This is a genomic window from Olivibacter domesticus, assembly GCF_900109575.1.
GTDB lineage: Bacteria > Bacteroidota > Bacteroidia > Sphingobacteriales > Sphingobacteriaceae > Olivibacter > Olivibacter domesticus.
Genome location: NZ_FOAF01000002.1, coordinates 571,907 through 597,331, shown reverse-complemented (window position 1 = coordinate 597,331; position 25,425 = coordinate 571,907). Strand labels below are relative to the sequence as shown.

24 protein-coding genes are annotated in these 25,425 nt (G+C 37.6%); 18 read left to right on the top strand and 6 right to left on the bottom strand.

Annotated features, from left to right (window positions below):
- Positions 1–50: 50 nt before the first annotated feature.
- The 3 genes from BMY50_RS13045 to BMY50_RS13035 are packed head-to-tail and all read left to right on the top strand — an operon-like array spanning position 51 to position 6,104.
- Complete coding sequence (locus BMY50_RS13045; RefSeq protein WP_238383756.1) at positions 51–3,329, top strand: TonB-dependent receptor; 3,279 nt, start codon at positions 51–53, stop codon at positions 3,327–3,329.
- A gap of 12 nt (positions 3,330–3,341) precedes the next feature.
- On the top strand, positions 3,342–4,841 hold the full coding sequence (locus tag BMY50_RS13040) for a RagB/SusD family nutrient uptake outer membrane protein (protein ID WP_202907830.1): 1,500 nt from the start codon (positions 3,342–3,344) through the stop codon (positions 4,839–4,841).
- Between the two features lie 48 nt (positions 4,842–4,889).
- Positions 4,890–6,104, top strand: a complete 1,215-nt coding sequence (locus tag BMY50_RS13035; RefSeq protein ID WP_093325827.1) for a glycoside hydrolase family 88 protein — start codon at positions 4,890–4,892, stop codon at positions 6,102–6,104.
- A 68-nt stretch (positions 6,105–6,172) separates the two neighbouring features.
- Here the strand turns inward: BMY50_RS13035 and BMY50_RS13030 are convergent, their stop codons facing one another.
- The gene (locus BMY50_RS13030) at positions 6,173–7,036 is read right to left on the bottom strand and encodes an alpha/beta hydrolase family protein (RefSeq protein ID WP_162276585.1); all 864 of its coding nucleotides are present in this window, start codon (positions 7,034–7,036) and stop codon (positions 6,173–6,175) included.
- Between the two features lie 261 nt (positions 7,037–7,297).
- Between BMY50_RS13030 and BMY50_RS13025 the strand changes: the two genes are divergently transcribed.
- The 3 genes from BMY50_RS13025 to BMY50_RS13015 all read left to right on the top strand — a co-directional run bounded on the left by BMY50_RS13025 (position 7,298) and on the right by BMY50_RS13015 (position 11,294).
- Positions 7,298–7,978: a hypothetical protein gene (locus BMY50_RS13025; RefSeq protein ID WP_093324988.1), complete on the top strand. Its 681-nt coding sequence runs from the start codon at positions 7,298–7,300 to the stop codon at positions 7,976–7,978.
- A gap of 5 nt (positions 7,979–7,983) precedes the next feature.
- The gene (locus BMY50_RS13020) at positions 7,984–9,897 is read left to right on the top strand and encodes a hypothetical protein (RefSeq protein ID WP_093324986.1); all 1,914 of its coding nucleotides are present in this window, start codon (positions 7,984–7,986) and stop codon (positions 9,895–9,897) included.
- Between the two features lie 80 nt (positions 9,898–9,977).
- Positions 9,978–11,294, top strand: a complete 1,317-nt coding sequence (locus BMY50_RS13015; RefSeq protein ID WP_093324983.1) for a hypothetical protein — start codon at positions 9,978–9,980, stop codon at positions 11,292–11,294.
- A gap of 205 nt (positions 11,295–11,499) precedes the next feature.
- On the opposite strand, the gene BMY50_RS13010 is transcribed toward BMY50_RS13015, so the two are convergent.
- The 4 genes from BMY50_RS13010 to BMY50_RS12995 all read right to left on the bottom strand — a co-directional run bounded on the left by BMY50_RS13010 (position 11,500) and on the right by BMY50_RS12995 (position 15,359).
- Positions 11,500–12,576 (bottom strand): hypothetical protein, encoded by a 1,077-nt coding sequence (locus BMY50_RS13010; RefSeq protein WP_093324980.1) that lies wholly within the window; start codon positions 12,574–12,576, stop codon positions 11,500–11,502.
- Complete coding sequence (locus BMY50_RS13005) at positions 12,560–13,213, bottom strand: ABC transporter ATP-binding protein (RefSeq protein WP_093324977.1); 654 nt, start codon at positions 13,211–13,213, stop codon at positions 12,560–12,562. Before BMY50_RS13005 ends, BMY50_RS13010 begins: the two co-directional genes overlap by 17 nt.
- A 109-nt stretch (positions 13,214–13,322) precedes the next feature.
- On the bottom strand, positions 13,323–13,718 hold the full coding sequence (locus BMY50_RS13000; protein ID WP_093324974.1) for a DUF2721 domain-containing protein: 396 nt from the start codon (positions 13,716–13,718) through the stop codon (positions 13,323–13,325).
- A 36-nt stretch (positions 13,719–13,754) separates the two neighbouring features.
- The gene (locus BMY50_RS12995; RefSeq protein WP_093324971.1) at positions 13,755–15,359 is read right to left on the bottom strand and encodes a Na+/H+ antiporter; all 1,605 of its coding nucleotides are present in this window, start codon (positions 15,357–15,359) and stop codon (positions 13,755–13,757) included.
- 167 nt (positions 15,360–15,526) lie between these two features.
- Here BMY50_RS12995 and BMY50_RS12990 point away from each other — a divergent pair, with 167 nt between their 5' ends.
- The 11 genes from BMY50_RS12990 to BMY50_RS12940 all read left to right on the top strand — a co-directional run bounded on the left by BMY50_RS12990 (position 15,527) and on the right by BMY50_RS12940 (position 23,312).
- Positions 15,527–15,898: a hypothetical protein gene (locus BMY50_RS12990; RefSeq protein WP_093324968.1), complete on the top strand. Its 372-nt coding sequence runs from the start codon at positions 15,527–15,529 to the stop codon at positions 15,896–15,898.
- A gap of 308 nt (positions 15,899–16,206) precedes the next feature.
- Entirely contained in the window at positions 16,207–16,425 is a 219-nt protein-coding gene (locus BMY50_RS27940; RefSeq protein ID WP_139202254.1) for a hypothetical protein, read from the top strand.
- A gap of 166 nt (positions 16,426–16,591) precedes the next feature.
- Positions 16,592–17,458 (top strand): FixH family protein, encoded by an 867-nt coding sequence (locus tag BMY50_RS12980; protein ID WP_139202253.1) that lies wholly within the window; start codon positions 16,592–16,594, stop codon positions 17,456–17,458.
- Positions 17,459–17,461: 3 nt separating this feature from the next.
- The gene (locus BMY50_RS12975) at positions 17,462–18,298 is read left to right on the top strand and encodes an MbnP family protein (RefSeq protein ID WP_093324959.1); all 837 of its coding nucleotides are present in this window, start codon (positions 17,462–17,464) and stop codon (positions 18,296–18,298) included.
- A complete protein-coding gene (locus BMY50_RS12970; RefSeq protein ID WP_093324956.1) occupies positions 18,298–19,338 on the top strand; it encodes a cytochrome-c peroxidase in 1,041 nt (346 codons plus the stop codon). The genes BMY50_RS12975 and BMY50_RS12970 overlap by 1 nt, the downstream gene beginning before the upstream one ends.
- Positions 19,339–19,487: 149 nt before the next feature.
- Positions 19,488–20,423 carry a transporter gene (locus BMY50_RS12965; protein ID WP_093324953.1) on the top strand — a complete coding sequence of 312 codons (936 nt, stop codon included), beginning with the start codon at positions 19,488–19,490 and terminating at the stop codon, positions 20,421–20,423.
- A gap of 15 nt (positions 20,424–20,438) precedes the next feature.
- Positions 20,439–21,041, top strand: coding sequence for an SCO family protein (locus tag BMY50_RS12960; protein ID WP_093324950.1), 603 nt, complete (start codon positions 20,439–20,441; stop codon positions 21,039–21,041).
- 31 nt (positions 21,042–21,072) lie between these two features.
- Positions 21,073–21,567 (top strand): c-type cytochrome, encoded by a 495-nt coding sequence (locus BMY50_RS12955; RefSeq protein WP_093324947.1) that lies wholly within the window; start codon positions 21,073–21,075, stop codon positions 21,565–21,567.
- A 31-nt stretch (positions 21,568–21,598) separates the two neighbouring features.
- Positions 21,599–22,312 (top strand): superoxide dismutase, encoded by a 714-nt coding sequence (locus BMY50_RS12950; RefSeq protein WP_093324944.1) that lies wholly within the window; start codon positions 21,599–21,601, stop codon positions 22,310–22,312.
- A gap of 173 nt (positions 22,313–22,485) precedes the next feature.
- A complete protein-coding gene (locus tag BMY50_RS12945; protein WP_093324941.1) occupies positions 22,486–22,884 on the top strand; it encodes a hypothetical protein in 399 nt (132 codons plus the stop codon).
- Positions 22,885–22,886: 2 nt separating this feature from the next.
- Positions 22,887–23,312, top strand: a complete 426-nt coding sequence (locus BMY50_RS12940) for a hypothetical protein (protein WP_093324939.1) — start codon at positions 22,887–22,889, stop codon at positions 23,310–23,312.
- Positions 23,313–23,315: 3 nt separating this feature from the next.
- On the opposite strand, the gene thiD is transcribed toward BMY50_RS12940, so the two are convergent.
- Positions 23,316–24,149 (bottom strand): bifunctional hydroxymethylpyrimidine kinase/phosphomethylpyrimidine kinase, encoded by an 834-nt coding sequence (gene thiD, locus BMY50_RS12935; protein ID WP_093324937.1) that lies wholly within the window; start codon positions 24,147–24,149, stop codon positions 23,316–23,318.
- A 244-nt stretch (positions 24,150–24,393) separates the two neighbouring features.
- Between thiD and BMY50_RS12930 the strand changes: the two genes are divergently transcribed.
- On the top strand, positions 24,394–25,215 hold the full coding sequence (locus BMY50_RS12930; protein ID WP_093324935.1) for a glutaminyl-peptide cyclotransferase: 822 nt from the start codon (positions 24,394–24,396) through the stop codon (positions 25,213–25,215).
- Positions 25,216–25,425 lie beyond the last annotated feature (210 nt).

The window sequence follows — 25,425 nt, the reverse complement described above, 5'->3', positions numbered from 1 at the left end:
AAAATTGGCACATAAGGAGAAATTGTGCTGATTCCAAACCTCTATTGATCATGAAATTATCCTTAATCTTGATCTTAATGAGCATGTTGAAGGTTCAGGCTTTCACCTTTGCTCAGAAATTAACGCTCCATAAAAAAAATGCTTCTTTAAACGAAGTGTTTTCTGAAATAAGAAAACAGACTGGGTATAATATATTATATACAGCCAGCGTCTTGAATCATACAAAACCAATCGATATAGATTTAATGGGTGCTACGGTGCAGGAAGCCATTGATAAATGCTTGGAAAATCAACCATTAAGCTATAAAATAGTAGAGAAAAATATTGTTATCTCCAGAAAAGAAAATACGCGTAGTCTGATACAGGATAATACGATTTCAGGTATTGTTAAAGATGAAAAAGGAAAAGAGCTTTCCGGTGTTTCTATTAGTATCAAAGGTGTTTCAAACAGAGGAACACAAACGAACGATAAAGGTGCATTTACCTTAAGTGTACCGAAGAATGCGACTATTATTGTCAGTTCAATTGGTTTTATACGCCAGGAAATAAGGCTGAACGAAGGACAAACAAGTCTTGCGGTTGAACTCATGGCTGATGATGCTGAACTGGACGAGGTAGTGGTTATAGGTTACGGAACACAAAGAAAGAGCGATTTAACAGGTGCAGTATCATCTGTTTCCGCTGAAAAGATTGCTGCATTTCCTGTTGCAGGTACCGCTCAGGCCTTACAAGGCAGATCACCTGGTGTGGCTGTCTCCAGTGTAAATGGCGAGCCCGGCAAAGCACCACGTGTGCGCATTCGGGGAGGTACATCCATCAATGCTAGCAGTGATCCGCTTTACGTGGTAGATGGCTTTGCTGGTGGAACTCCTCCACCACCAGAGGATGTAGAGTCTGTTGAAGTATTGAAAGATGCTTCTGCAACAGCTATTTATGGGTCGAGAGGTGCTAATGGCGTCATCATGGTTACAACAAAAAAAGGAAAAATTGGAAGGCCTATTATAGACTTTAATAACTCTTATTCTTTTCAGCATGTAGGTAAAAGACTCGATTTGCTAAATGGTCAGGAGTTTGCTGAATATATTAATGATATATACAAAAACAGTGGCAATACAACTGTTCCGTATGCAGACCCAGCCTCTTACGGTGAAGGTACGGATTGGCAAGACCTGATTTTTCGCACTGGCGGATTGCTGAACAACCAATTAGCTGTTTCGGGTGGTAGCGAAAATGTGAGATATTATACCTCGCTTAGTCACTATGGCCAAAAAGGTACTGTTATAAATTCTGATTTTAGAAGGCTCTCGGGTACGTCTAATTTAGATATAAAAGTTTCTGATAGAGTTAGATTGGGTAGTAAAATGTTTTTTATACGGAATAAATTGGATGGTGTGAGAACGCAGGAAACAAGCAGTGGGACGTCTAGCGCTGGCGTGATTTCAGCAGCACTTAGATTTGAACCTGTACAAGGGATTTATGATGAAAATGGAAAATATACATTAAAACAGGTGGGAGACCCCCATGACAATCCGGTTGCAGTTGCCCGCGAACGTAAAAATGAGGTGATAACTGACCTTTTTCAGGGAAATGCTTATGGCGAGGTTGAATTATTGACGGGCTTAAAATTCAGAAGCACACTCGGTGTACAGATAAGCAATCAGCGAACAGGTAATTATGTAACCAAGGAGTTGGTGGAAGGGCGTAATTACGGGGGAACCGGTTCTATAACGGCACATAAAAATACCAATGTAATCAATGAAAATTTCCTCACCTATACAAAGACCTTTCAGGAGGACCATAATTTAGATCTAATGGGTGGCTATTCCTATCAATCTTCAAGAAATGAAGAGTGGGTGGCCAACAATAGAGATTTTGTGTCAGACAACTTTTCTTTTTGGAATTTAGGTGCCGGATCCAATTATCAGCGAGCAACGTCGGATCTTGAAGATTGGGTGATGTCGTCTTTTTACGGTCGTGCGAACTATAACTTCAAAAGCAAATATTTCTTAACGATTACGGGCCGTTATGATGGTTCATCACGTTTTGGAGATAATAATAAATGGGCTTTTTTCCCTTCAGGTGCACTCGCATGGAATATCAGTCAAGAACCTTTTATGCAAGAAATACAGGCGATTTCTAATTTAAAAATCCGGACGAGTTATGGGGAAACAGGAAATACAGAGATTGGTTCATATCGATCGCTAGCACGTTTTTCACCAACGTTGACAACCATTAACGGCGTACCTGTTAATGCTGTACGACCAACCAATGTAGCTAATCCAAGTCTTACCTGGGAAACTACAAAACAAACGGATGTTGGATTGGATATAGGTTTTTTAGATGGACGGATTAATCTTGCGGTAGATTACTATTATAAGAAAACGGTTGATTTGCTTTATGAAGTACCCCTACCGATATATTCAGGATATACAACCTCCTTGCAAAATATTGGAAGTGTCGAGAATAAAGGATGGGAGTTTGCTGTAAATACGACCAACTTAAAGGGTGATTTTAAGTGGACAACTGACTTTAATATCACCTTCAATCGAAACAAAATTCTTGCATTGCCTGGTGGAGATATCCGTTATAACACGATACCAGGACATATGCTTTCAACAGAATCACAAATTCTTCGTGTAGGAGAGGTCGTTGGTGCTTTCTATGGTTGGATGTTTGACGGTTTATATCAGGAGGGAGATGATTTTACAAATGCAAGCAATAAAAAGCCGGGGGATGTAAAATATAAGGATATTTACGGTAGAGATGAAAACAATAATCTAGTAGAAGGTCCTAATGGTGTTGTCAACGCAGATGATCGTACGATCATCGGAAATCCCCATCCTGACTTTATTTATGGCATAAATAACGATTTTAAGTATAAGAACTTCGATTTGAATATATTTTTTCAAGGAAGCTACGGAAATGATATGCTGAATATCACGCGCATGGAATTAGATTGGATGGCTGGAAAAGGTAATGCAACTACCGACGCTTTAAACCGTTGGACGCCCCAGAATACGAATACGGACGTACCGCGAGCAAGTGCTTCCAATAATCCAGAAGTATCCTCCAGGTGGGTAGAAGATGGTTCTTACCTTCGGTTAAAAAACGTGGCACTTGGTTATAATTTCCCCCAGTTTGCATTAGGAAAGCTTCAGGTAAGTAGGTTGAGAATTTATGCAAGTGCTCAAAATATTTTAACCTTCACGAAATATAAAGGTTTTGACCCAGAAGTGAGCTTCGAAGATTCTAATAGAAATGTAGGGTTAGATTATATGGGTTATCCAAATATTAGGTCAGTAACGGTTGGTATAAACGTTGGATTTTAGATTTTTAAACAGATGAAAAGGTTATCAAAATATAAATTTATAGGGGTCTTACTCGCACTTGCCTCCTGTACGAAGCTAGATGAAAAGCCGGTTAGTATACTCGTGCCCGGACAATATTTCAATACAGAAGCAGATGCTGAGGCCGCGGTTATGGGGTCGTACGCCTTGTTAAGCAGTGCCGATTATTACGGCAGACGTTTAACAATGGTTTTACAGTTGTTGGGTGATGATATCGATATTGCAGATATTGGAACGCAGTCGAGCCGGATTCAGTTGAACGGCTTTACACATGACGCAAGTAATCAGGATATCTTAGCTGTATGGCGATTAGCTTATCTTGGAATTGGTGCGGCTAATGCCGCTATAGACGGCATCCCTAAGGTTGAGATGAATGAAGAAAAGAAGAATGCGCTCATCGCAGAGGCACGTATGATCCGCGCATTAAATTATTACCATTTGGTACAACTGTTTGGGGATGTACCTTATATAGGTGAATTTGTAACCGATCCGAATAGCATTAAAGATGTTTCAAGAACGCCCGCTGCGGAAATTTATCAACGGATAATTGAAGATTGCGAGTTTGGCGTTACGAATTTACCGGACGTTTTTCCCGGCATTAAATCGCGCGCTACCAAAGGAGTTGCACATACAATGTTGGCATCAATTTATATGGTTTTAAAGCAGTGGGATAAAGCCGCAGAACATGCCGAGGTGGTAATTAGCAATGCAAGTACCTATCAATATGGATTGGTTAATGATTTTCAGGATCTTTGGAAAGCAGACCTTGGTCATCAATTGGAACATGTATGGATTGTTGATTTTATGGGTGGAATTACTGGGGAAACTTCTACTAATCAGGATTATACAGCTCCAATGACAGGTGTAAGAGATGCAGATATGTTGGGGTGGAGTGTGCTTGTTCCGTCTCCTGGAATGTATGACAGCTTTAATGCGAATGATTACAGAAAAGAAGTGAGTTATTTGACTGAAACACCTGTAAAGGGCGTGATGACACCCTATCAGCGATGGAAATGGCCAAGAATACATACCGCTAAGTGGTGCTTATTTCCTGGGGCAGGTGCAAATGCTGAAGGAGCTGATTCTGATATTAAACATGTAATATTTCGTTATGCTGAGGTGTTGTTGATGGCAGCGGAATCTATAAATGAAAATGTTGGACCTACAGATAAGGCGTATGAATATATAAATGCCGTAAGGAGACGAGCCAGGAACACGCCGCAAGGTGTACGCGAAATGCCTGTAGATTTACCTGTGGGACTTAGTCAGTCGGACTTCAGAGAGGCAGTAAGAGAGGAACGTAGGGTAGAGCTGGCCTTTGAATGGAAACGCTGGTATGACTTGAAACGTTGGGATACGGTAGTGGAAGCATTTACAGCGGAAAACGCTTACGAGAAAAGAGCAAATGTAAAAGATTACCATAAGCTGTTACCTATTCCACAAGAGGAAATAGGTAGAAACCCTAATTTATTGCCCCAGAATACGGGTTATTAATTAGAATAGCAAATTAACTGATTAATCAATTTTTCTATAATGAGTGATATGTGGAAATATTTTAGATCGCTGTTGCTGGTAACAGGCTTGTGTTTTTTAAGTATAAACAGCACATGGGGACAATATGCTTTGAGTAGCAACTTTATTGACAAAAATTTAACGGAAGCGGTAGAACAAATTGGCTTTTTAGCGCCAAACATTCCTACTGATAAATTTCCCAGAACCTACGAAGATGGTAAATCTATCAGTTCAAATAGTGCTTGGTGGACATCTGGTTTTTACCCCGGAACATTGCTTTATTTATGTGAATACAGTGGCAATGATGATTTATTGAATAAAGCGAAAGAAAAGCTGAAAATTTTAGAACAGGAGAAACTGAACACTTCCACGCACGATCTTGGGTTTATGTTATACTGTAGTTTTGGAAATGCTTTACGATTAACACATGATAGCAGCGCTTATAAGAATGTCTTACTCACTGGCGCGAATTCATTAATTACTAGATTCAGTCCGATAACGAAAACAATTAGATCGTGGGAAGGGTGGACCTATCCGGTAATTATTGATAATATGATGAATTTAGAATTCCTTACGCAGGCATCAAAAATGACTGGAGATAATAAGTACCGAGAGATAGCCAGCACACATGCTAACACAACTATGCTTAATCATTATAGGAAAGATATGAGTTGTTATCATGTGGTCGATTACAACCCAACAACAGGCGGAATTGTAGCAAAAAAAACAGCACAAGGCGCATACGATGAATCTGCCTGGGCTCGTGGCCAAGCTTGGGGCCTCTATGGTTATACCATGATGTACCGTGAGACTAAGGATAAGCGTTATTTAAAGTTTGCTGAAAAAATTGCAGATTTTATTTTAAATCATCCGAATTTACCGGAGGATTTCGTTCCTTATTGGGATTTTAATGCACCTGATTTACCTACCGACAGCCCGTATGCTACAATGTATAAAAATAATAGAGATGCTTCTGCTGCTGCGATAAATGCCTCGGCGCTATTAGAGTTAAGTACCTTTGTTAAGCCGTCGAAAGCTAAGCGATACCTTCAATCGGCCGAAAAAATGCTGATAAGCTTGTCATCATCTCCGTACAAAGCTACCATTGGATCTAATGGCGGATTTATTTTGATGCAAAGTGTCGGGTCTATTCCTCATAAAAGCGAGATAGATGTGCCCTTAACGTACGCTGATTATTATTATGTTGAAGCGCTAATGCGGTATAAGAAGATGCTAAAGAAATAGAATAAGGGGTAGCTTAAGCATTAACAAGTTAAGCTACCCTTTTATTGCTTTTATATCGTAATAATCCGTCATTGTGTTCCCAAGTGCTGTTTGAAGAAGAGGATATTTCTATTTAACACTTCTTGCATAGCAAAAGGTTGCGTAATACTGTTCCAGGGATGTCTTCTGCCAAAAACATGATCAGTTGATATAGTAAATAAGGCTGCATTAGCATTACCCTTCTTTAAGTTATATGCTTGTGTAACCGGTACGTTAATGTCTTCTGTTCCATGACATATAAGCCACGGTACTTTAATTTGATTGGCCGCCTTCAAAATATCTAAATGCTCCTGATTGGTTAGAAAGTCTTCATATAGTTGATAATTTAGAGGCATCTGCTGTCTGGTACGGCCGTTTATATAATAAGCGACTCCTTCATGTTTCCATTCCTTTAATTGTTCTCTTGACCAATTTCCCCACGGGGTCTTGCATTGATCAATTGCCGCCCATGTTATCAACGATTTTATACGTCGATCTTCAGCCGTCTTAATGATACTTATTCCTCCTCCCATACTATGACCTATCAGTCCAATTTTATCAATTGCCAGAGCTGAACGATAGGGGTTAAATGGATTGTATATCCAGTCAATAATGCACTTGAGATCATCTAACTGCCTGGTATAATTATTCTCTCCAAAGGCAGCTAAATCCACAAAATGTTCAGGTTGTTCCGGAGAAGTGCCGTTGTAAGAAAAATTGAACTTAATAAATGCAAATCCCGATGCCAAAAATTGATCTGCAATTAGGTCGAAATTGCCCCAATCTTTAAAACCGTTAAAGCCATGCGCGTAAATAATAACGGGTTGAGGCATGAGAGACTCATTAAAAAAAATATCAAAGGTAATAGGTTTTTTATCACATCCCCTCATCGTTAAATTCTTCACTTTTGCCATAATACCTCCTCGTTTTAACATATAAAGTTACGAAATGCTAAGAGGAAAGTGAAGGGCACAAAGCTAAAATGCAGTGCCTAAAGCAAAAGTTCATGGCAGACCGCTGAAATTAGCTGTCAAGCGCACTCAAACTGCCAAACCAACAACGAATAACCAGCAACCAATAACGGATAACCAACAACTAAAGCAAATACCCCTGAAATCAGGTAGTCCGTAAGGTTGATTTTTAGCTATTTTTGTAGCTGCCTTTAAAAATTCGATATGCAAGGTCACATTAAACTATATTATTTTTTATTGACCATACTGGTATTAAGTTTGAGTGGCTGCTTTGAGGTGGTTGAAGAAATGGTGGTTAAGCGGGATGGCAGCGGACAAATGACCGTAACATTGAATCTTAGTCAGAGTAAGACCAAGGTAGCTTCCATTATGTTACTCGATAGCATCAATGGTTATAAGGTGCCTAATAAAGAAACGATTCAGCAAGGTCTGCATGATGCGGTTGCCAACTTAAGGAAAACACCAGGCATAAGTAAGGTATCGCAACGATTAGACTTTGATAATTACATTGCTTCTATTAGCTTTTCATTTTCAAAGGTTGCTGATTTAAATGTCGTTAATAAATTAATTTACCAGAAATTAAAGGTTAAGCCGACGGGTGAGTCTTCGTACAGCTATCAACATGCTAACCATTTATTTGTGCGAAATTATCAATATTCTTCCGAAGCAAAACAAGCTTATCAAAAATTAAAAAGTCAAGATAAAGAAGTATTTAAGAAAGCCACTTATACGAGTATTTATAGATTTGATTCACCCATTTTATTCCAACGTAATAAAGAAGCGAAGCTTTCGGGCAGTAAAAAAGCTGTGATGTTCCGAGCCAATATTTTAGATCTTATTAACGGCAACAAAAATATTTCCAATCAAATACAATTAGTTAATTAATTTATATGCATAAATTTAGTTTAATACTGCTAAGTATATTCTTGGCATTTGCCGCGGCAGCTCAACAAGTAGAAAATGGTGTGCCGGAAAATGCCTATGCAGTGGCCACCGTGAACAGCAAATATTTCTTTGATCTAATAAGTATAAGTGAGTTCAACCAGTCAAAAATTGGCCAGGCACTACTGGAGAAAGTAGGTAAAAATAATAACATACGATATCAAAGCGTAGAAGATTTTGGTATTGATTTACATGGGCAGGTGTATATTTACAGCACCAAAACAGATAGCATTGTATACTATGGAATGTGTGTGCCATTAAATGACGCTAAAAAACTAGATACATTATTGAGAGGCCTTGGTACTCCGCTTAATACACAGAATGGATTACGTAGAATTGAGCTGGAAGACAAAAAACAAATTGTGACCTGGAATGATAAAATTCTACATCTCTTTTCTGGAAACTTACAAGATCGTTTTTTCGAAAATGAACAGGTTGCAATGAAGTATGGCATTAAAAACAGAAAGCTCAGTGATACATATGATACAACAGTAACAAGCCCTGAACCTCCCATGACGGATACAATTGATTCCTATTGGAACAAAGCTGATACTGTTGCGGAATCGCTAGATTCCACAGATGTAGTGATGCAAGAGGATGAGTATAACGATTACAGTAGCGATCACTATACAGATTCAGTGAACCAGGATTCGATCTATGATGACTATTATGCCAGTATAGCGGCTGATGATTCTATAAAAAGCGCACTGCTGAATAAATGGTTAAATAACGAGGTCAATCGTTTGTCAATAACAAAGGTAACATTTGAAAATAAATCCTTTAAACACGCAGTTAATAAAAAAGCATTGGCAAGTGTTTGGATACGCAATGTTGACGAGCTTTATAACGATTTTTTGTCAACCGTTTACAGTGCGGTTTTAGGAACGAAAACGAATAAGTTTAATGCGGGATTTGGAAGTGCCAATGCCCATCTTGTTGTTGAAGGAAACCATGTTAAGCTAAGTGGGGCCTTAGAAGTAGCCGATGATCAGGTAAAGAGGTATCATAGAATTTATAATCGCAAGATGAATAAAAAATTCTTCAAATATATTAATGAAGATGCTTTGGCTTATATGGGTTATAAAGTTAATACACAGGCATACCTGGAAGAGCTTCCAAACCTGATGAAGCAATATTATGGAAGTTTATTAGGTGGTTTTAAAGAAGAGATAGATTTAGGGGCTACCTTATTTTCATTAGTATTAGATGAAAAAGCGATTGGAAAAGTAGTTAAAGGAGATGGTGTGCTTATACTTAATGGCCTGAAAAAACAAGAAGTAAAGTATACTACCTATGAATATGACGATGATTATAATTCAATCGAAGTCGAAAAAATGAAGAAAGAAACTTTACCCGACTTTTTATGGATGTTTTCTTCTGACGATACGAAGCTTATGGAGAAGCTTTTGTCGATTGGTTTGTCTAAACATGCTATTACAGAAGAAAGTGGGGTCTACACTTTTAAAAATAAAAAAAGTCCTTTTGACGTGCACATACTGCTTAAAGACGGTATTGTCTTTATAGGAACCTCATTTGAAAGTTTGGTAGCTGTACAGCAAGGAAAAAGTAAAAATAATCTTTCTGCCAAAAATAAGGCTGTATTGAAAAAGAATAGTATGGTTTTAGCGCTAAACGCCAGTAAAATAAGCAAAGCGGTCAATACGTTGGACTTGTCGGATAGCTATGGTTCTAAGGCGTTGAAAGAGCGACTTCAAAACTTGGGCGACTTCTACTTCACATCCAAAGGTATGGATGGAAATAAAATGGTTGCAGAATTTAGTGGCGAATTTCCAAGCACTCATAAAAACGCTTTGAAATATATTTTGTTTTTAATAGAAAATACCGCTTTTGGAGGCATGTAATTAGGTGTATCATCAATATTGCATTGAAGTATTTATCCAATTTTATTTGATAGATAACAAATACTATTTATTGGCCTAATATGAAGAAGGTTGTTATACGGTTAGGTTTGATTTTGCTAGTCTTGTTTTTGATAGGACTTGGTGTGTTTTATTTTCGTCAAAAGCAATCATATAAACAAAACATTCCACAAAATATTACATCCTTAACGAGAATCAATGTAGATGGAATATTAAAATCCATTGTTTGGAATGCCATAACTAATCCGGCCTACTACATAAAAACCAACAATCAGAAAAAAGAAAAGGGAAAACGGCCACTTAATATTGGATTGAAGATACCTGCTAATCTCTTTTTTTATACCGTTAAAAATAAGCCAAATACCACCTGTTTTACTTCCTTATCCATTGATGATTCCATAGCATTTAAAGCTTTTACGCATCAAATATTGGACATAAAGGATTATCAAGTATACGATCGGGATAAACATATACGTTGGGCAAAGAGTAAAAATGGAAAGGTTACTATCGCCTATTCGAAGGATAAATTGGCCATTTCCTTCTCTGCTACTTCCGAGAATACGCTTGAGATATTAGTTGATGTACTCCATCAAAAAAACACTCAAAAAGTAAAAGAAAGCCTGTTTTTTAAACAACTAAGTAATAAAGAAGAGCACATTACTTATACAAACGATTCATCCATACTAATTGCAAATTTCAATAGAGGTGAATTAGATCTGCAAGGTTCAATTCGTTCATCTATGCTGATCGGAAAGAAAAAATTGAAACCTAAAAAATTTGCAGACAATAGCTTAGTTAAAGGATGGCTAGCTGCAGATATAACTCCTTTTATTAGAAAAAATAGACAGTTTTTTGATCAACATCATGTACCGGCAGATACCTTGCTAAGATATTACGGGAGCTACCTAGATTTCGAATGGAAAAATCAGCAGATCATTCAGAAGGATACCATTATAACTTACGATTACAACGACGATTTTGAAAGAGTTGAAAAAAGAACGATAAAGGAAGAACGGGTACCGGAAATATACCTTGCGCTTGAAGCCTCTCCCCACTTGGCAAATTACATTCCGAAACAGGTCTATTATAAGTTTCAATCAGGTACAACAGCAAACAGATTATATTTTGGAACAGGAACATCTTTTAAAGATGATCATGTGAATAGTTTAAGCGGGCATTTTTTTTATTTATTTGTGAATGCTGAGAAACTATTTAACAACGAGCAGTTTCCCCAACTAAAAAGATATACTACAGCAATGAAATCCTTCACCATGAAAGGCCGCACAGAAGAAGGTTCTTTAATAAATCTTGAAGGCAAGTTAGATTTTAAAGAGCCTACTATAAATAGCCTAGTACAATGGTTTTATGCAATGCCTTAGCTGATTTATAGAAACATTACAGCCTGTTTTTTAATCGATTGTTTCTAATTAATAAATATATAATAGCCAATAGTGTGAAGATCGGTTTCATGTGAATAAATTAAGCGAAGTTGACGGTATTAGTACTATTCAAACTGTATTTGTGATGGATATTGTTAAAGAGAAGTCAAAACCTTTAACGCTGCCATTAATTTAAGAAACATGATTAGTATGGTTGGGTTTTTAATTTAAAAATGGCCCAGGCAGTACAAAGAAGTATAATAGAGATGACGGCTAAATACCCAATAGGAATGATGATGACTAAGAAGAGAAAGAGGAAAAATGTAAATTTCACAAAGGAATCAAGCTTCAAACCCACCAAAGATATACTTTGGTAAAGAAATATAGATAGCGAAAGCATATATAGTGCTAGAATACCTGATTCAAAAAATTTGAAACGTGAAAATAGCCAAATTACCTCAGGAATAAACAAAAGAAAGTTCCTTTTTAAAGCAGCATAAAACCTGAAGTTATCGGTGTATGGCAAGTTCCTCAGGATAGCTAATGATTGATATTCGAATCTGAATTGAGCAAATAAAAGAACGACATGAGCAATAACGAAGGAGGTAACAATGATGGCTGCTAGCGCTACATTATTTTGTAAATCATGGAATATATGGTACATACCTATTATCAGCAAGTAGGAAAATAATTTGCAGATTCCGTAGGCTAGTTTCTGTTCGGCAAGTAAATACTTCATTCCAATGAATAGGTAACTGATAGGTAGCGTGTTGGCAAAATAAAATTTATTTTCTTTTGCCGTTTGTACCGTAATCCTCCTATAGAAAAACCTATCTGCTACAAAGGAGCCAGCGGAAATGAACGCAATTATCACAATGATAAGTAAAAGGGCAATAATTATATTTTTCGAATAGAACCCAACGAGCGCACATGTAATAGCATATAGTAGAATGGGCATATTTATAAGAACCATGGTAGTGAACCAGTAGGTCATGCGTGCCGTTTTGCTAAGTGAAGAAAAACTGTAGCATAAGAATTGTTGTGCTTCCTCTTTTAACTTTTCTCTTATGAAGAGTAACGATTTCAGTAGGTAAACGAACCATAAACAAATTGTAATCGTAAGTGGAAAGGAATTAGTCAAAATGGCATAAATAACCCCAGTATGAAAAGCCAGCAACTGGCCAGGATCTCCTGCTCCGAATAATATGAGTGTTACAAAAAGAAAGAATCCGAAATGAACTCGATAAAAGTCTGCAACAAAGATTTTATAAAAGACCAGCATTAATAATATTATCCAATAAAACAAGCTTTCGATCCCGGATCATTATTTTGGAAAGTGATGAAGCGGTTATGGGTAATTCTTGATGAGAGGAAATAATAAAGCTGACATTCCTTTCTTTCCAGCTATTTATTATTAAAGTTTGTATCATCTCCTGAGACTCTTTATCTAAGGTTATAAGTGGTTCATCCAACAGAATAAGGGAAGGATTCCCTAAGAAAGCCAATATTAAAGAAAGCTTTTTTATCATCCCTGAGGAGTATGAACCTATTGGTGTATTGATATAATGATGCACGTCCAAGGTCTTTAGTAAGAAGCTTACTTGCGTTGCCTCAGCTTGTTTTGCTTTTGCAAATAATTCGATCAATTCCTTACCTTTTAAGAAAGTAGGAAATAGAGGTTCAGCTTCTCCTATATTCACTGATCGACGATACTCAACTGGTGATTGCCTTAGATCGATACCATTAAAGGCAATATTTCCCTTAAAGGGCTCTATCCCGCCAATCATCTTGAGTAAGGTTGTTTTACCAATCCCATTGTGCCCTAGAAGCCAAAAGATTCCACTTGGAATCGAGAAATGGTCGATTTCTAAAATAGTATTTGATCCATAAGATTTAGAAAGGTTGGCTAATTCTAGCATATATATTGAGACCCTTCAAAACCTAAAAAGTTACATTTTAATTGTAATACTGTAAGGTTGAAAGCGCGCGCGCATTTCTTCGCTCTTTTTGAAATTTTTAAAGCGTGTTTTATTTAGTCTTTTCCATGCTACTTAACTCTAATTCAAGTGCCTTGGTGCTTTTTTGTATTTCAATAAGGGAAATTATGAGCGATATAGTAAAGAAAATAAGGCTCAGTCCGAAAAGCATTTCAGCCCAAAAAAGCCAATTCATGAATATGAAAAACATACAAATTACGCAGCTCACAAAACTTAGTACTCCATACGTTTGCATATATTTGATCAATTGAAGTCGATATCTTAGATTCTGAATCTGTCCGTGGATGACACCACTTTGATTGTGTTCTAAATATTTGGCATGTAAACTCCTTACTAAGCTTGCAAGCGCCAGAAAACGATTTGTATAGGCCAGCATAATAAGGCTAATTGCCGAGAACAACAAAGCAGGTGTGGTGATTGTGATCATTTTTCAAAATTTTTAGTAAACAGCCAGTAAATTGAATTATTGTTTATTCAACCTCGATTCTTCTAAATCTAAGTTGTGTTCTAGTTGACGGATAACATGGTCATCGTATTTTTTTTCCTTACGTAGTTTCTCCAATCCTTCTCGTCTGTGCGTTATTAACTCAAGCATAACACGTCTATACAGCATTCGCACGGAGATTAATTTTTCTTTTTTCTCCTGTTCTTGGGACGAACTTTCAGTTGCATCAATGCTCCTTTGTAATTGTTCTTTTATTCGACCGATGGTAGGATGTTCTCCCATCTCATGATCATAATTTTTATCGAGATATTTAATGCTTGATTTCGCAAGCTGCAAGCGGATAGCTTCTACTTGATCTGCAACGGGTGCATATTCATCAATCTCCTCTATTTTAAGCACCTTTAAAAATAATGGGAGGGTAAGACCTTGAAATACCAAGGTTATTAAGATAACAACGAAGGTGATAAATAATATTAAATTGCGATGCGGAAAGGCTTCACCATTTTCTAACGTTAAGGGAATTGCTAGAGCCGAAGCGAGGGAAACCACTCCGCGCATGCCGGCCCAGCCAATAGCAAAAGGTAGTTTAAGTCCGGGCCCTTTTTCTTTAGTACGTATTCTGTGGCTTATGAGTCGGGGCAAAAAGGCTGCTAAATAAACTAAAAGAAGACGTAGCACAATCACAATGGCACTTATTATAAGCGCATATTGAATAGCTTCTTTCTTTGAATAACCTTCCAGCCCACCCATTATTACAGGTAATTCTAAGCCTATTAGTATAAACACAAAACCATTCAGTAAAAAGCCTACGGTAGCCCACACTTCGGTCGCCTGTATCCGTGTATGATAATTCAGGAAATCTTTCGACCTGAAAGATAAGAATAGACCTCCACTTACTACAGCCAATACACCAGACCATTCAAAAGATTCAGCAACAAGATACATTAAATAGGGGGCTATTAGCGTAATTGGAGTGGTAATATTGGACGATTTTGCGAGATAACGAAGTACGAAATAAAGTATGTGAGCAATAACCAATCCAACGATTACACCCATTATAGAGAGTGTTAGAAAATCGACCGTTGCTTCTTGGATAACAAATTGACCAGTTAAAACAGATGCCAATGCGAAACGGAAAACCGTAAGGGAGGCCGCATCGTTCACTAAGCTTTCACCCTCTAAAATAGCTAAGCCTCTTCTGGGCATATTGACTCCTTTCAATACAGAGGTTGCTGCAACAGCATCTGGCGGTGAGATAATACCTCCTAATAAAAAACCCATAGCAAGTGTAAAGCCAGGGATAATGAACACGGAGAAGTAAGCTACCGCTAAAGAGGTAAATAATACGAGGCCAAATCCCAGTAATAGAATAGACCGGCGCCACTTCCAAAAATCGTTCCATGAGGTATACCATGCAGCTTCAAAGAGTAATGGGGGTAGGAAAATTAAGAATACTAAATCGGGGTTAATACTTATTTTAGGGATTCCGGGGATAAAACATATGCCCAAACCACCTATAACTAAGAGTATAGGATAAGATATTTTTAGACGCTGACTTAATAAGTATAGCATCGCCATAGCAAAAAACAAAGCCAGAATTAACAAAAGGTTCTCATGAATCATATAGTAAAAATAGCATTTAAGTGTTAAGAATCAAGTATCAAGATGTGAGTATCAAGTAGCAAGATAGAGGTGTCACCGAAGTTTTGTATCTTGTGTCTAACGTCTTGCATCTTATATCTCTATTTTCCATCTTGATACTTACAATAACTTTACCTAAGTTTGCTGCGATGAAACGTTTAGCGGTCATATTACTGGTGCCAATGATGCTCTTGCAGAGTTGTGCCGGTTTATTTATTATGACGGCTTTTTATGCCAACAGAGATTATATTGCTAAGAACCTCTGTGATTACCGTAATCGGCCGGTTAGTATGTGCGGCGGATCTTGTGTGTTAACAGAAAGCCTGAAGAAGGAACAGGAGCGAGAAGAAAAACAACCAGATTTAAAATTTAAGGAAGTGCAGTTACTATTGAGTCATACAGTAAGTACACTAACAAAAACGCCGGTGGCCGCAATTGTCCAGCTATCTTATGCAACCTATGTTAAACCTATATATACTATAGAAATTATTGCTACTATTTTCCATCCACCCCTAGTCTAATTTTCTACATTAAACTTAGTCTTCTACCATTTGCAGTATTGTCTTTTTATTGAAGGACCTCTATAAATGTGTTATCCAGATTTTTCTACGATTACGGAGGAATATGCCCCTTCAATATTATATTTACTTATTGAGTAATTGTGTTCAATAAATTTATATCGATTATTTTATTTGTTACACTGGTGTTTCAGTGCCTGTGTAGTTTAGGTGTATTGGCTTGGTTTCAAGCAAACCAGTCGTACATTGTCGCCGAACTTTGCGAAAACAAAGATAAGCCGGCCATGCATTGCAATGGGCAATGTGTGCTCATGAAAAAGCTTAAAAAATTAGAAGATAAACAAGATAAAGAACATGCTTCTAATTTTAATAAAGTGGAAGTTGCTATTGTTATTCCCACAAAGTTGGTTTTACCCGAGCTCATTAAAATAGCCTTCAAAAATATAACTCCCCCCTATAATAAATCTTATTCTTATCTTTTTAGTAACTGCCCTTTCTTACCGCCAAAACGAAATTGTAGCGGTTTATAGTGGTAAAGATTTGATTGCTGAAAAGCTTTCATTACATTCATTCCTTTTTGAGATTTGCGCTGCATAGCGTGGTGTCAACAAAAATGGATTTGTGACTAATCAGGATGACAAATCTGATACCCTTCTTTTATTATATATCATTTTATTTCAAAATAAGTTATTTAATATGTTAAATATCAATAAGATAGTGCTTGCGCTCATTCCTTGGGTCTTGCCTCTGTTTATGGCTTGTAACAACAATACCAAAGCGTATAAGCAGGCAGATACTCATCAAGAAAAAACAATAGAAGATCAAGATAATATTCCTGATAAGCTTATAGAAGTTGGGGAAGGTAAATCAGTTGACGGAAATCTTTCAGCAAAAGTATTCGCAACAGATTCCTTAACAGATAGCTATCAGGAACTGTTCATACAAATGGAAGATTCGAAAGGTACAGTAGTTAAGAAAGCGAAAATCAGTTTATTACCCGAGATGAAAATGGGTATGATGGCCCATGGGGCGCCTGTAATACAGCCTGCTGAAAGCGCAGCAAATGGTTTTTTTAAAGGCGGGGTGATCTTTATCATGCCTAGTTCGATTGAAAGTCAGCATAACTGGACTATTAATTTATTGGTGGATCAAATGGGAGAGCCATCCAATAGAGTTAATGTTCCTATTCACGTAAAAGAGGTGAAGGAAGCAAGAACGATCGCGTTTGACGGAGGAGATGAAGGACGCTTCTTTTTATCCCTCATCGCGCCTGAAAGATTACCGGTAGGTAATCAGTTTATTCGTTTTATGCTTCATAGAGTAAGCAAAAATGAATTTCCGGCGGTTTTCGATGGTTATGAGATTGCATTAAATACACATATGCCCGATATGGGACATGGTTCTGAGGGAAATGAAAATGCCAAAGCAGCGGGCGAGGGTTATTATAAAGGTAAAGTTAACCTCTCGATGCCGGGCCTCTGGGAGGTAAAGGCCGACTTATTAAAAGATGGAAAGAAAGTTTCCACTGAGCCGGTAATATTTAAAATTCAGGTTAAAAAATAGAAGATGAAAGCGATTAAACATATATTTCTACTTAGTGCAATGACGCTCTTACTAGCTGCTTGTAAGAAAAATGAAACGCCAGCGCCAGACAGCAATAATGTCGGGGAACTGTCGGTGGAGTTCGATAACATTGTAGGCAATAAGACACTACAACTGAATACTGCAAATTACACCAACGCTTCCGGCGAAACATTCAATCTCTCTTTGGTTCAATATTATGTCAGTAATTTAAAATTCACTAATACGCAAGGAGCAGAATACATAGTGCCCCAAGACAGTAGCTATTTTCTTATATTAGGTCATGATCGTAACAGTCGTTTCGCTAAAGTAAATGTGCCTGAAGGCGATTATAGAAGTGTGACCTTCACCCTGGGTGTAGATAGTATACGAAGTACCATGCCTGTTGAACAACGGCAAGGTGTTTTAGACCCTACAGGAGGGCATGATGGCGCTGGGATGTACTGGGGCTGGAATAGTGGTTACATATTCTTTAAAATGGAAGGTACCTCTTCCGTTGTTGCGAGCGCCGATAATAAATTTCGCTATCATATAGGACTTTATGGGGGCTATGACCCAACAACACCTACACTTAATAATATAAAAACTATTACGCTAGATCTTTCTCCAGGTGGAGTTGCTGAAGTCCGTAAGGGATATCGCAGCAACATTCATTTATTGGTTGATTTAATGAAAGTATTTAACGGCTCTCCCAATATCGATATCGCTCAACATCCTACGGTAATGGTAAGTGATTTTAGTAGTGTAGTGGCAAACAACTATCAGCACATGTTTAGTCATGACCATACGGAAAACGGAGTGCGCAACGAAAATGAGTTGTAATGAACAAAATGATTGTTTTTATCGGGCTATTACTTGTGGTAATAGCCTGTAATAAAGCTTCAGAAATTATTCCGGAATTACCAGAATTGTTTGAAGGATTTAAACAGCCGGCTAATTTTCCAGCACCTGCTTATAACGTAGCAAAGAATCCAATAAGCAAGGAACAGTTTGAGCTGGGAAAAAAATTGTTTTATGATGCACGGTTATCGCGGAATAACACCATTTCGTGCGGCAGTTGCCATATACAGGCCGCTGGTTTTACACATCATGGACATGATGTAAGTCACGGTATTGATGATCAACTTGGGACACGTAATTCTATGCCTATTATGAATGTTGCCTGGAACAAAGCTTTCTTTTGGGATGGAGGTGTTGCGGATTTGGATCTATTGGCTATTGTGCCAATAGAAAATCCTGTGGAGATGGATGAAAAGGTGCCTAATATTCTTAAAAAGCTTCAAGGAGATGAGCAATATCACGCTCTTTTTGAAAAGGCATACGGAACTTCAGCAATCACATCTATCCGCTTTTTGAAAGCATTATCTTCCTTTATGGTAATGGCAACAAGTAGCAACGCCAAATATGATAAGGTAATGCGAAAAGAAGGGGCAGACTTTACCCAGGAGGAAGAACAAGGCTATGCACTTTTTCGAAGTAAGTGTGCCAACTGCCATCCCGAGCCGCTATTTACCGACGGAACTTTCCGTAATAACGGGCTAGTGCCAAGTGCTGTAAACGATTTGGGTCGATATGATATTACCTTGAATCCTTTAGAAAAGTACAAGTTTAAGGTGCCTAGTTTACGCAATCTTAAATATACTGCACCCTTTATGCATGACGGACGGTTTTTGAATTTGGAGGGTGTGTTAAATCACTATTCCAGTGAAGTTGTGGATAATGGAACAATTGACCCCTCATTGGAAAATGACGATGGTAAATTAGGGATACAACTTACAGCGAAGGAAAAAAAGTTGCTGCTTGCATTTTTAGAAACGCTTAATGATGAGTCTTTCGTACAGAACAAGTTATTGGCTGAATGATGTTTTATGAGTATCAAGACGTAGGACACAAGTATCAAGACATAGGACACAAGTATCAAGACATAAGACGCAAGTATCAAGACATAAGACACAAGTTCAAGATGTAAACACGTTGGGCTGGTGCGTATAGATACCTAATTATTCAAGAAATGAAAAAGAACATTATAATTACAAGTTTAATATTATTAACGAGTATACCACTCTTTGCCTGTGATATTTGTGGTTGCGGAGTTGGTAGCTATTATTTAGGGATTCTTCCTGATTTTAATAAGCGCTTTATTGGGCTACGTTACCAGTACAATTCGCTGGAAACACACTTAGGGCCACAGGGCGAGCGGACAGCATTAAGTGCAGATGAGACATACCGTATAGCAGAGCTATGGGGTGCTTGGAATATCGGGAAGCGCTTCCGGGTAATGGCTATTCTTCCTTATAATTTTAACCACAGGAACGTATCTGGCGCAGGAACCGCTGGAAGTAAGAATGGCATAGGGGATGTTGCCGTTATGGGGTATTACAAAATTTTTGAGGGAGGGGCAACAACAAAGAACAGTAAGCTATTCAATCATTCACTATGGGCTGGATTTGGTGTTAAAATACCAACGGGAAAATACGATAATACAGAGCGTTCGACGATAGGATCGGATGCGCCCAATAATTTTCAATTGGGAACTGGTAGTACCGATTTTACTTTAAATATGTCATATGATGCCCGATTGATGGACCTGGGTCTTAACCTTAATATGCTGTACAAGATCAATACAGAAAATAAATACGAATATCGTTACGGAAATAAGTTTACAGGTAATGCACTTTTCTATTATAAATTCTTAATAGACATGAAGTTAAGAATTGCTCCCAATGCAGGCCTGATGTATGAACGAGCAGCCCATGATGTAGAGTATAATACTTTTAATGTAGGGCAATCAGGTGGCTATATTACTTCGGCTGTGACAGGCGTCGAGTTAAGTTATGAAAGGATTTCACTGGGAGCGAATTATCAAATGCCGTTTTCTCAAAACTTGGCTGATGGTAGGGTCGACGCTGGAAACCGACTGATGACACACATTTCTTTTGCTTTTTAATTAAAACTAATTGCTATGATAGTTAAACAATCAAACATAATAATGGCATTGGCTTGTATGCTGATGCTCGCTAGCTGCAACAATAAGGAGCGGGCTGCTTTACCTATTTATGGTGATAAAAGTCATCGTATTGCTGATTTCCGTTTTCAAGATCAGGATGGCAATTGGATTACCAATAACACCTTTAAGGATAAGATATATGTAGCCGATTTCTTCTTTACTACTTGTCCAACTATTTGTCCGATAATGTCCAAAAACATGTTACTGGTGACAGAACATTTTAAGGGTAATCCTGCCGTTGGGATTATTTCACATAGTATAGATCCGAAGCATGATAGCATCCCTGTTCTTAAGAAATATGCCGAAAAGCTTGGAGCTGATACCAGCCTGTGGCATTTTGTAAATGGGACTGCTAAAGATGTTTATGCGTTAGCTGAAAAGTCTTATTTCTCTGCCGCGGCAGCGGAGGAGGAGGCTCCGGGCGGCTACATTCACAGTGGTGGTTTCGTACTGGTAGATCAAAATAGACAAATAAGGGGTATTTATGATGGAACGGTTGTCGATTCCGTAAAGAAGCTCATTCAGGACATGGACTTTTTGCTTGAAAAACATAAATAACATATAAGGTTTAACATAAAGAAATAGCTATATGAACATTATAATGCGTATACAAATAGCTGTGCTTGCAGCAGTTTTAACGATCACATATGCCTGTGGAGGAAATTCTTCATCAGATGGTGAAATACAAACATCAGCAAATGCTGGTCGGAAAAATACAAGCGTCCAGCGCGAAAAAGTAGAAGTTTCTCCGAAAGATCTAAGCGCTAAAGGTGTTGGGCCAATCACAGAATATAAACCCGAAGCAATTAGCAAAGTATTGGTAAAGCAAGGTAAAGATCTTTTCATGGCGAAATGTGCCATGTGCCATAAAATGGATCAGAAAACATTAGGCCCACCACTAAGGGGAATAACAGGTCGTCATACGCCGGAGTGGGTGCTCAATATGCTGCTAGCTCCAGAAAAAATGATAGAAAAAGATCCGGCTGCTAAAAAACTGTACGCCATCTATAACACACCAATGATCAATCAACAGTTGAGCGAAAAAGAAGCGAAAGCTATCTACGACTATTTGAGAAGCGAGTAAATTAAATCAGCAATTAAAGCAAAATAATAAGATGAAAATAACACGCAGAAAATTCATTTACAATACTGCTGCTCTTACCACTGCCTCCATGGTAGAAATGGGTTTGAATCATTTGGCTCTTGCTAAAGAAAAAGACTGGTCAACCGCAGATACAATATTTAATCAAGTTAAATTGCCCTATGATTATCGTGCACTGGAGCCTTATATTGATGCATTAACGATGCAAATTCATTATGAAAAGCATCATGCCGCTTATGTAAAAGCAATACATGAAGCAATGATTGCGGAAGATATCGCATATGCAACGGAGAGGGAAGTCTTAGCAAATATTTCAAAATTCTCCATAAAGGCACGTAATAATGCAGGCGGTGCGTGGAACCATAACTTTTTTTGGGAGAGTATGACGCCAAAAAAAGAAGACTTGCCGATCAGGTTATTAAGTGTATTGAACGGAAGCTTTGATACATTTGACAACTTTAAAAAGTTGTTTATAAGGGCGGCAACTGATCGATTTGGTTCTGGGTGGGTATGGCTTGTTGAGGATAAAGGCAAAGTTAAAATAAGCGCTACACCAAATCAGGATAATCCACTGATGGATGTGGTAGAAATTAAGGGAAATCCTTTACTTGGTTTAGATGTATGGGAGCACGCTTATTATCTAAAATATCAAAACAGAAGATCAGAATATATTCATCATTGGTGGAATCTCATAAATTGGCCTAAGGTAGATGAACGTTTAGGATAAGCCGAGCTAATTATACAGAATAAAAAAAGGGGGTGTCTAAAACCCCTCTTTGCTTTGTTTTAATGGATGCTGCTATTCACGATTGCACGATATGAAAGCATCCTTGCTGTTTATCCAGTTGTATGTGTAGCATTATTTTGTTGTTCATCGTTCTTTTTAGGAAAAGGCCTTTTATGAAAAAATCAACCACGCTATACCTGCTTTGTATATTTTTATTTTCTGCCTGCGAAAAGGATGATACGTTATCAACACCATTGCAAGGTAAATGGATATTAACTGAAACTTTAGCCGATCCAGGCGATGGCAGCGGCGAATGGAAAACCGTTTCAGAAGATAGTGTTGCCTATATTATATTCAACCAAGATGGTTCACTGCAAACCAATCTTTACCCTAAAATGGAGCATTATAGGGTAAAGGATAGTATTTACCTGGAGATAGGAATAACTAGTCAGAAAAATCCTATATTATATCGTTATCAAATTGATCAAAACAGCTTATTACTTAATCCGCCTTGCATTGAAGCATGTGGTTTGCGTTTTGTTAGAACTAATAAAGACCTATTAAATAATTAAATATGAAACCGTTATTGCCGATTATTCTTTTTAGCCTGTTTATCGCCTGCTCGAAGGACGAAAAATTGAAAGATGTTTCAATACCTAAGATATTGGTGCTGAAAGAAATGAGTGGAAGTTTTGCTGCAGATGCATCTCCTATGGAGCATTCGCTTCAATGGCAAGAAACATATACGCTAACAAATGACGGCGATTTTACCAAATTGAGAATTAGTTTGGACGGAAAAAAAGAAGCGAGTTCAGGTACCTACCGACTTGTTCAGAACGCTTCTGAGATTTATCTTGAATTTAGTCACACGACAGAAAGCGCTATTATAGGAAGCTGTACGAAAGGAATAGAGTCGCTAATGTATAAAAATGATAGACGGTGGCGCTCTACCTGGAGCGCTTGTGATGGACCAAATATGATATACGAATCAGCAGATTAATGATCAATTAAGCTCATTTTTAATAAGCTTCTCCGGGTTAAAAAAATGATTCAAAGGACCTTTCCCTTTTCCGATTAATACGTCTTTTGCTTGCAATATCGCCTGATATACATACTCCTGACCGGCTTCAATGGCTTCTAAAAGAGAAGAGCCACGTGCAATATAAGAGGTAATGGCAGATGAAAGTGTGCAGCCAGTGCCGTGTGTATTATGGGTGTCAATTTTTTTGACGGTGAATGTATGTACACTACCATGCTGATCAAAATAAAGAGAGGTCAGCTTCTCACCAAGCAAGTGGCCTCCTTTCAATAGAACTGATTTACAGCCTAAAAGCATAATCTTTTCTCCAGCTTTATACATATGCTCAACCGTTTCAATATTCATTCCCGCTAAAATTGCGGCCTCGTCTATATTAGGTGTTACAACATCAGCAAGGGATATCAGCCTTTGAATTAAAGGGTTCAGCGTATGGTCTTCTATGAGCTTTTGACCACTACTCGCAAGCATAACGGGGTCAAAAATAAGGGGAATAGCAGGGTATTGAGAAAGTTCTTCTGAAATAAGATAGATCAATTCATTAGTATGAACCATACCGATCTTAATGGCATCAGGTAAAATATCAGTAAGAATAGCCTTCATCTGCTCGCGTACTGCATCAGCAGAAATGTTATAGATCGATTTTACACCACATGTATTTTGTATAGGTAGGGCTGTCAGCACCGAAGTAGCAAAGCAACCTAAAGCGGAGATGGTTTTTATATCAGCTTGGATTCCTGCCCCACCACTACCATCGTAGCCGGCAATAGTAAGAACAGATGGATACGTATACTTTTTCAAGATCGTGAAATTTTAATATTGACAGGATTTTATGTTAACTCTCCGTTTTAAACTTACGGCAGCCAAAGAAGGAGTCGAGTCATTGCAAACATAGTTGTTGTAATAAATAAAAACAAATTCCGGGCACAGGCGAATGACATTTTTAAGTACAGCGGCCGATCGTCATTTAGCTAACTATTTAAAAATGGGTAATTACAAATAAATTTAGAGATTTGTGAACTGTTAAATGAAAAATTAATCTTGAATGAATAATAGACGTTATTTGACCTATTTGTTAATAGCCTTTATCTTGACGAATTGTAGTCATCCCAATAACGATAGTCGGGAGACCGCAGAAACACCTGTAGCTACAAGAGTAAATGCGAATACCATACTTTACAAAGTATTGGATACAATTCCGCATGACACGATAGCATTTACAGAGGGTTTAGAATATTATGATGGAAAGTTATATGAGAGCACCGGGAAATATGGAGAAACATCCATACGCCAGATAGATCCAAAAGATGGTAAAATAATCAGTAAAGTTGAGAACAAAAATAAGGAACTTTTTGGCGAAGGAATTACTCATTTTAATAAAAAGCTATATCAATTAACCTATCAAAGCCATGAGGTCCTGATCTATAATCAAGACGATTTACAACACCCAATTTCTAAATTGCATTGGCCAAAAGAGGGGTGGGGTTTAACACATGATGATACAAGCCTAATAGTAAGCGACGGTAGTACAAGATTATACTACGTAAAACCTGAAACTTTTTCTGTCATAAAAACACTGGAAGTAAATCGTAATGGCGAAGAAATGGATAAGTTAAACGAATTAGAATTTATTGACGGATTTATTTATGCAAATCGCTGGTATGACGATAAAATTTATAAAATAGACCCAAAGACTGGGAATATTATCGGAGAAATGCATTTTGAGGGACTTTTAGAGCATTTCAGTCCAAGATTTCAAAAAAATGAAGAAGATGTATTAAATGGTATTGCTTGGAATGAAAAAGCTAAATTAATGTATGTTACAGGGAAAAACTGGCCTGTAATTTTTACAATTCAATTAGATTAGCCATTTTAATAACGCTTATCGTATAGTTGTTTTAGTTAAACTTAATTACTATTAATTCAATAAGTGACCCATTAATTTAAAGAGATGTATAAAAATGTGATATATATTCACAGTATTTCACATTTTAAATGAAGGGGTATACAATTGGAATTCTGCGGAATTTGGTTGACACTATATTTTTATATTTGTAACATATATGGGGATTTTCGT

What these genes read in the sequence shown, in the direction of transcription:
- BMY50_RS13045 (WP_238383756.1), top strand. Translation starts at nt 51, where the DNA reads ATGAAATTATCCTTAATCTTGATCTTAATGAGCATGTTGAAGGTTCAG.
- BMY50_RS13040 (WP_202907830.1), top strand. Translation starts at nt 3,342, where the DNA reads ATGAAAAGGTTATCAAAATATAAATTTATAGGGGTCTTACTCGCACTT.
- BMY50_RS13035 (WP_093325827.1), top strand. Translation starts at nt 4,890, where the DNA reads ATGTGGAAATATTTTAGATCGCTGTTGCTGGTAACAGGCTTGTGTTTT.
- BMY50_RS13030 (WP_162276585.1), bottom strand. Translation starts at nt 7,036, where the DNA reads ATGGCAAAAGTGAAGAATTTAACGATGAGGGGATGTGATAAAAAACCT.
- BMY50_RS13025 (WP_093324988.1), top strand. Translation starts at nt 7,298, where the DNA reads ATGCAAGGTCACATTAAACTATATTATTTTTTATTGACCATACTGGTA.
- BMY50_RS13020 (WP_093324986.1), top strand. Translation starts at nt 7,984, where the DNA reads ATGCATAAATTTAGTTTAATACTGCTAAGTATATTCTTGGCATTTGCC.
- BMY50_RS13015 (WP_093324983.1), top strand. Translation starts at nt 9,978, where the DNA reads ATGAAGAAGGTTGTTATACGGTTAGGTTTGATTTTGCTAGTCTTGTTT.
- BMY50_RS13010 (WP_093324980.1), bottom strand. Translation starts at nt 12,576, where the DNA reads ATGCTGGTCTTTTATAAAATCTTTGTTGCAGACTTTTATCGAGTTCAT.
- BMY50_RS13005 (WP_093324977.1), bottom strand. Translation starts at nt 13,213, where the DNA reads ATGCTAGAATTAGCCAACCTTTCTAAATCTTATGGATCAAATACTATT.
- BMY50_RS13000 (WP_093324974.1), bottom strand. Translation starts at nt 13,718, where the DNA reads ATGATCACAATCACCACACCTGCTTTGTTGTTCTCGGCAATTAGCCTT.
- BMY50_RS12995 (WP_093324971.1), bottom strand. Translation starts at nt 15,359, where the DNA reads ATGATTCATGAGAACCTTTTGTTAATTCTGGCTTTGTTTTTTGCTATG.
- BMY50_RS12990 (WP_093324968.1), top strand. Translation starts at nt 15,527, where the DNA reads ATGAAACGTTTAGCGGTCATATTACTGGTGCCAATGATGCTCTTGCAG.
- BMY50_RS27940 (WP_139202254.1), top strand. Translation starts at nt 16,207, where the DNA reads ATGAAAAAGCTTAAAAAATTAGAAGATAAACAAGATAAAGAACATGCT.
- BMY50_RS12980 (WP_139202253.1), top strand. Translation starts at nt 16,592, where the DNA reads ATGTTAAATATCAATAAGATAGTGCTTGCGCTCATTCCTTGGGTCTTG.
- BMY50_RS12975 (WP_093324959.1), top strand. Translation starts at nt 17,462, where the DNA reads ATGAAAGCGATTAAACATATATTTCTACTTAGTGCAATGACGCTCTTA.
- BMY50_RS12970 (WP_093324956.1), top strand. Translation starts at nt 18,298, where the DNA reads ATGAACAAAATGATTGTTTTTATCGGGCTATTACTTGTGGTAATAGCC.
- BMY50_RS12965 (WP_093324953.1), top strand. Translation starts at nt 19,488, where the DNA reads ATGAAAAAGAACATTATAATTACAAGTTTAATATTATTAACGAGTATA.
- BMY50_RS12960 (WP_093324950.1), top strand. Translation starts at nt 20,439, where the DNA reads ATGATAGTTAAACAATCAAACATAATAATGGCATTGGCTTGTATGCTG.
- BMY50_RS12955 (WP_093324947.1), top strand. Translation starts at nt 21,073, where the DNA reads ATGAACATTATAATGCGTATACAAATAGCTGTGCTTGCAGCAGTTTTA.
- BMY50_RS12950 (WP_093324944.1), top strand. Translation starts at nt 21,599, where the DNA reads ATGAAAATAACACGCAGAAAATTCATTTACAATACTGCTGCTCTTACC.
- BMY50_RS12945 (WP_093324941.1), top strand. Translation starts at nt 22,486, where the DNA reads ATGAAAAAATCAACCACGCTATACCTGCTTTGTATATTTTTATTTTCT.
- BMY50_RS12940 (WP_093324939.1), top strand. Translation starts at nt 22,887, where the DNA reads ATGAAACCGTTATTGCCGATTATTCTTTTTAGCCTGTTTATCGCCTGC.
- BMY50_RS12930 (WP_093324935.1), top strand. Translation starts at nt 24,394, where the DNA reads ATGAATAATAGACGTTATTTGACCTATTTGTTAATAGCCTTTATCTTG.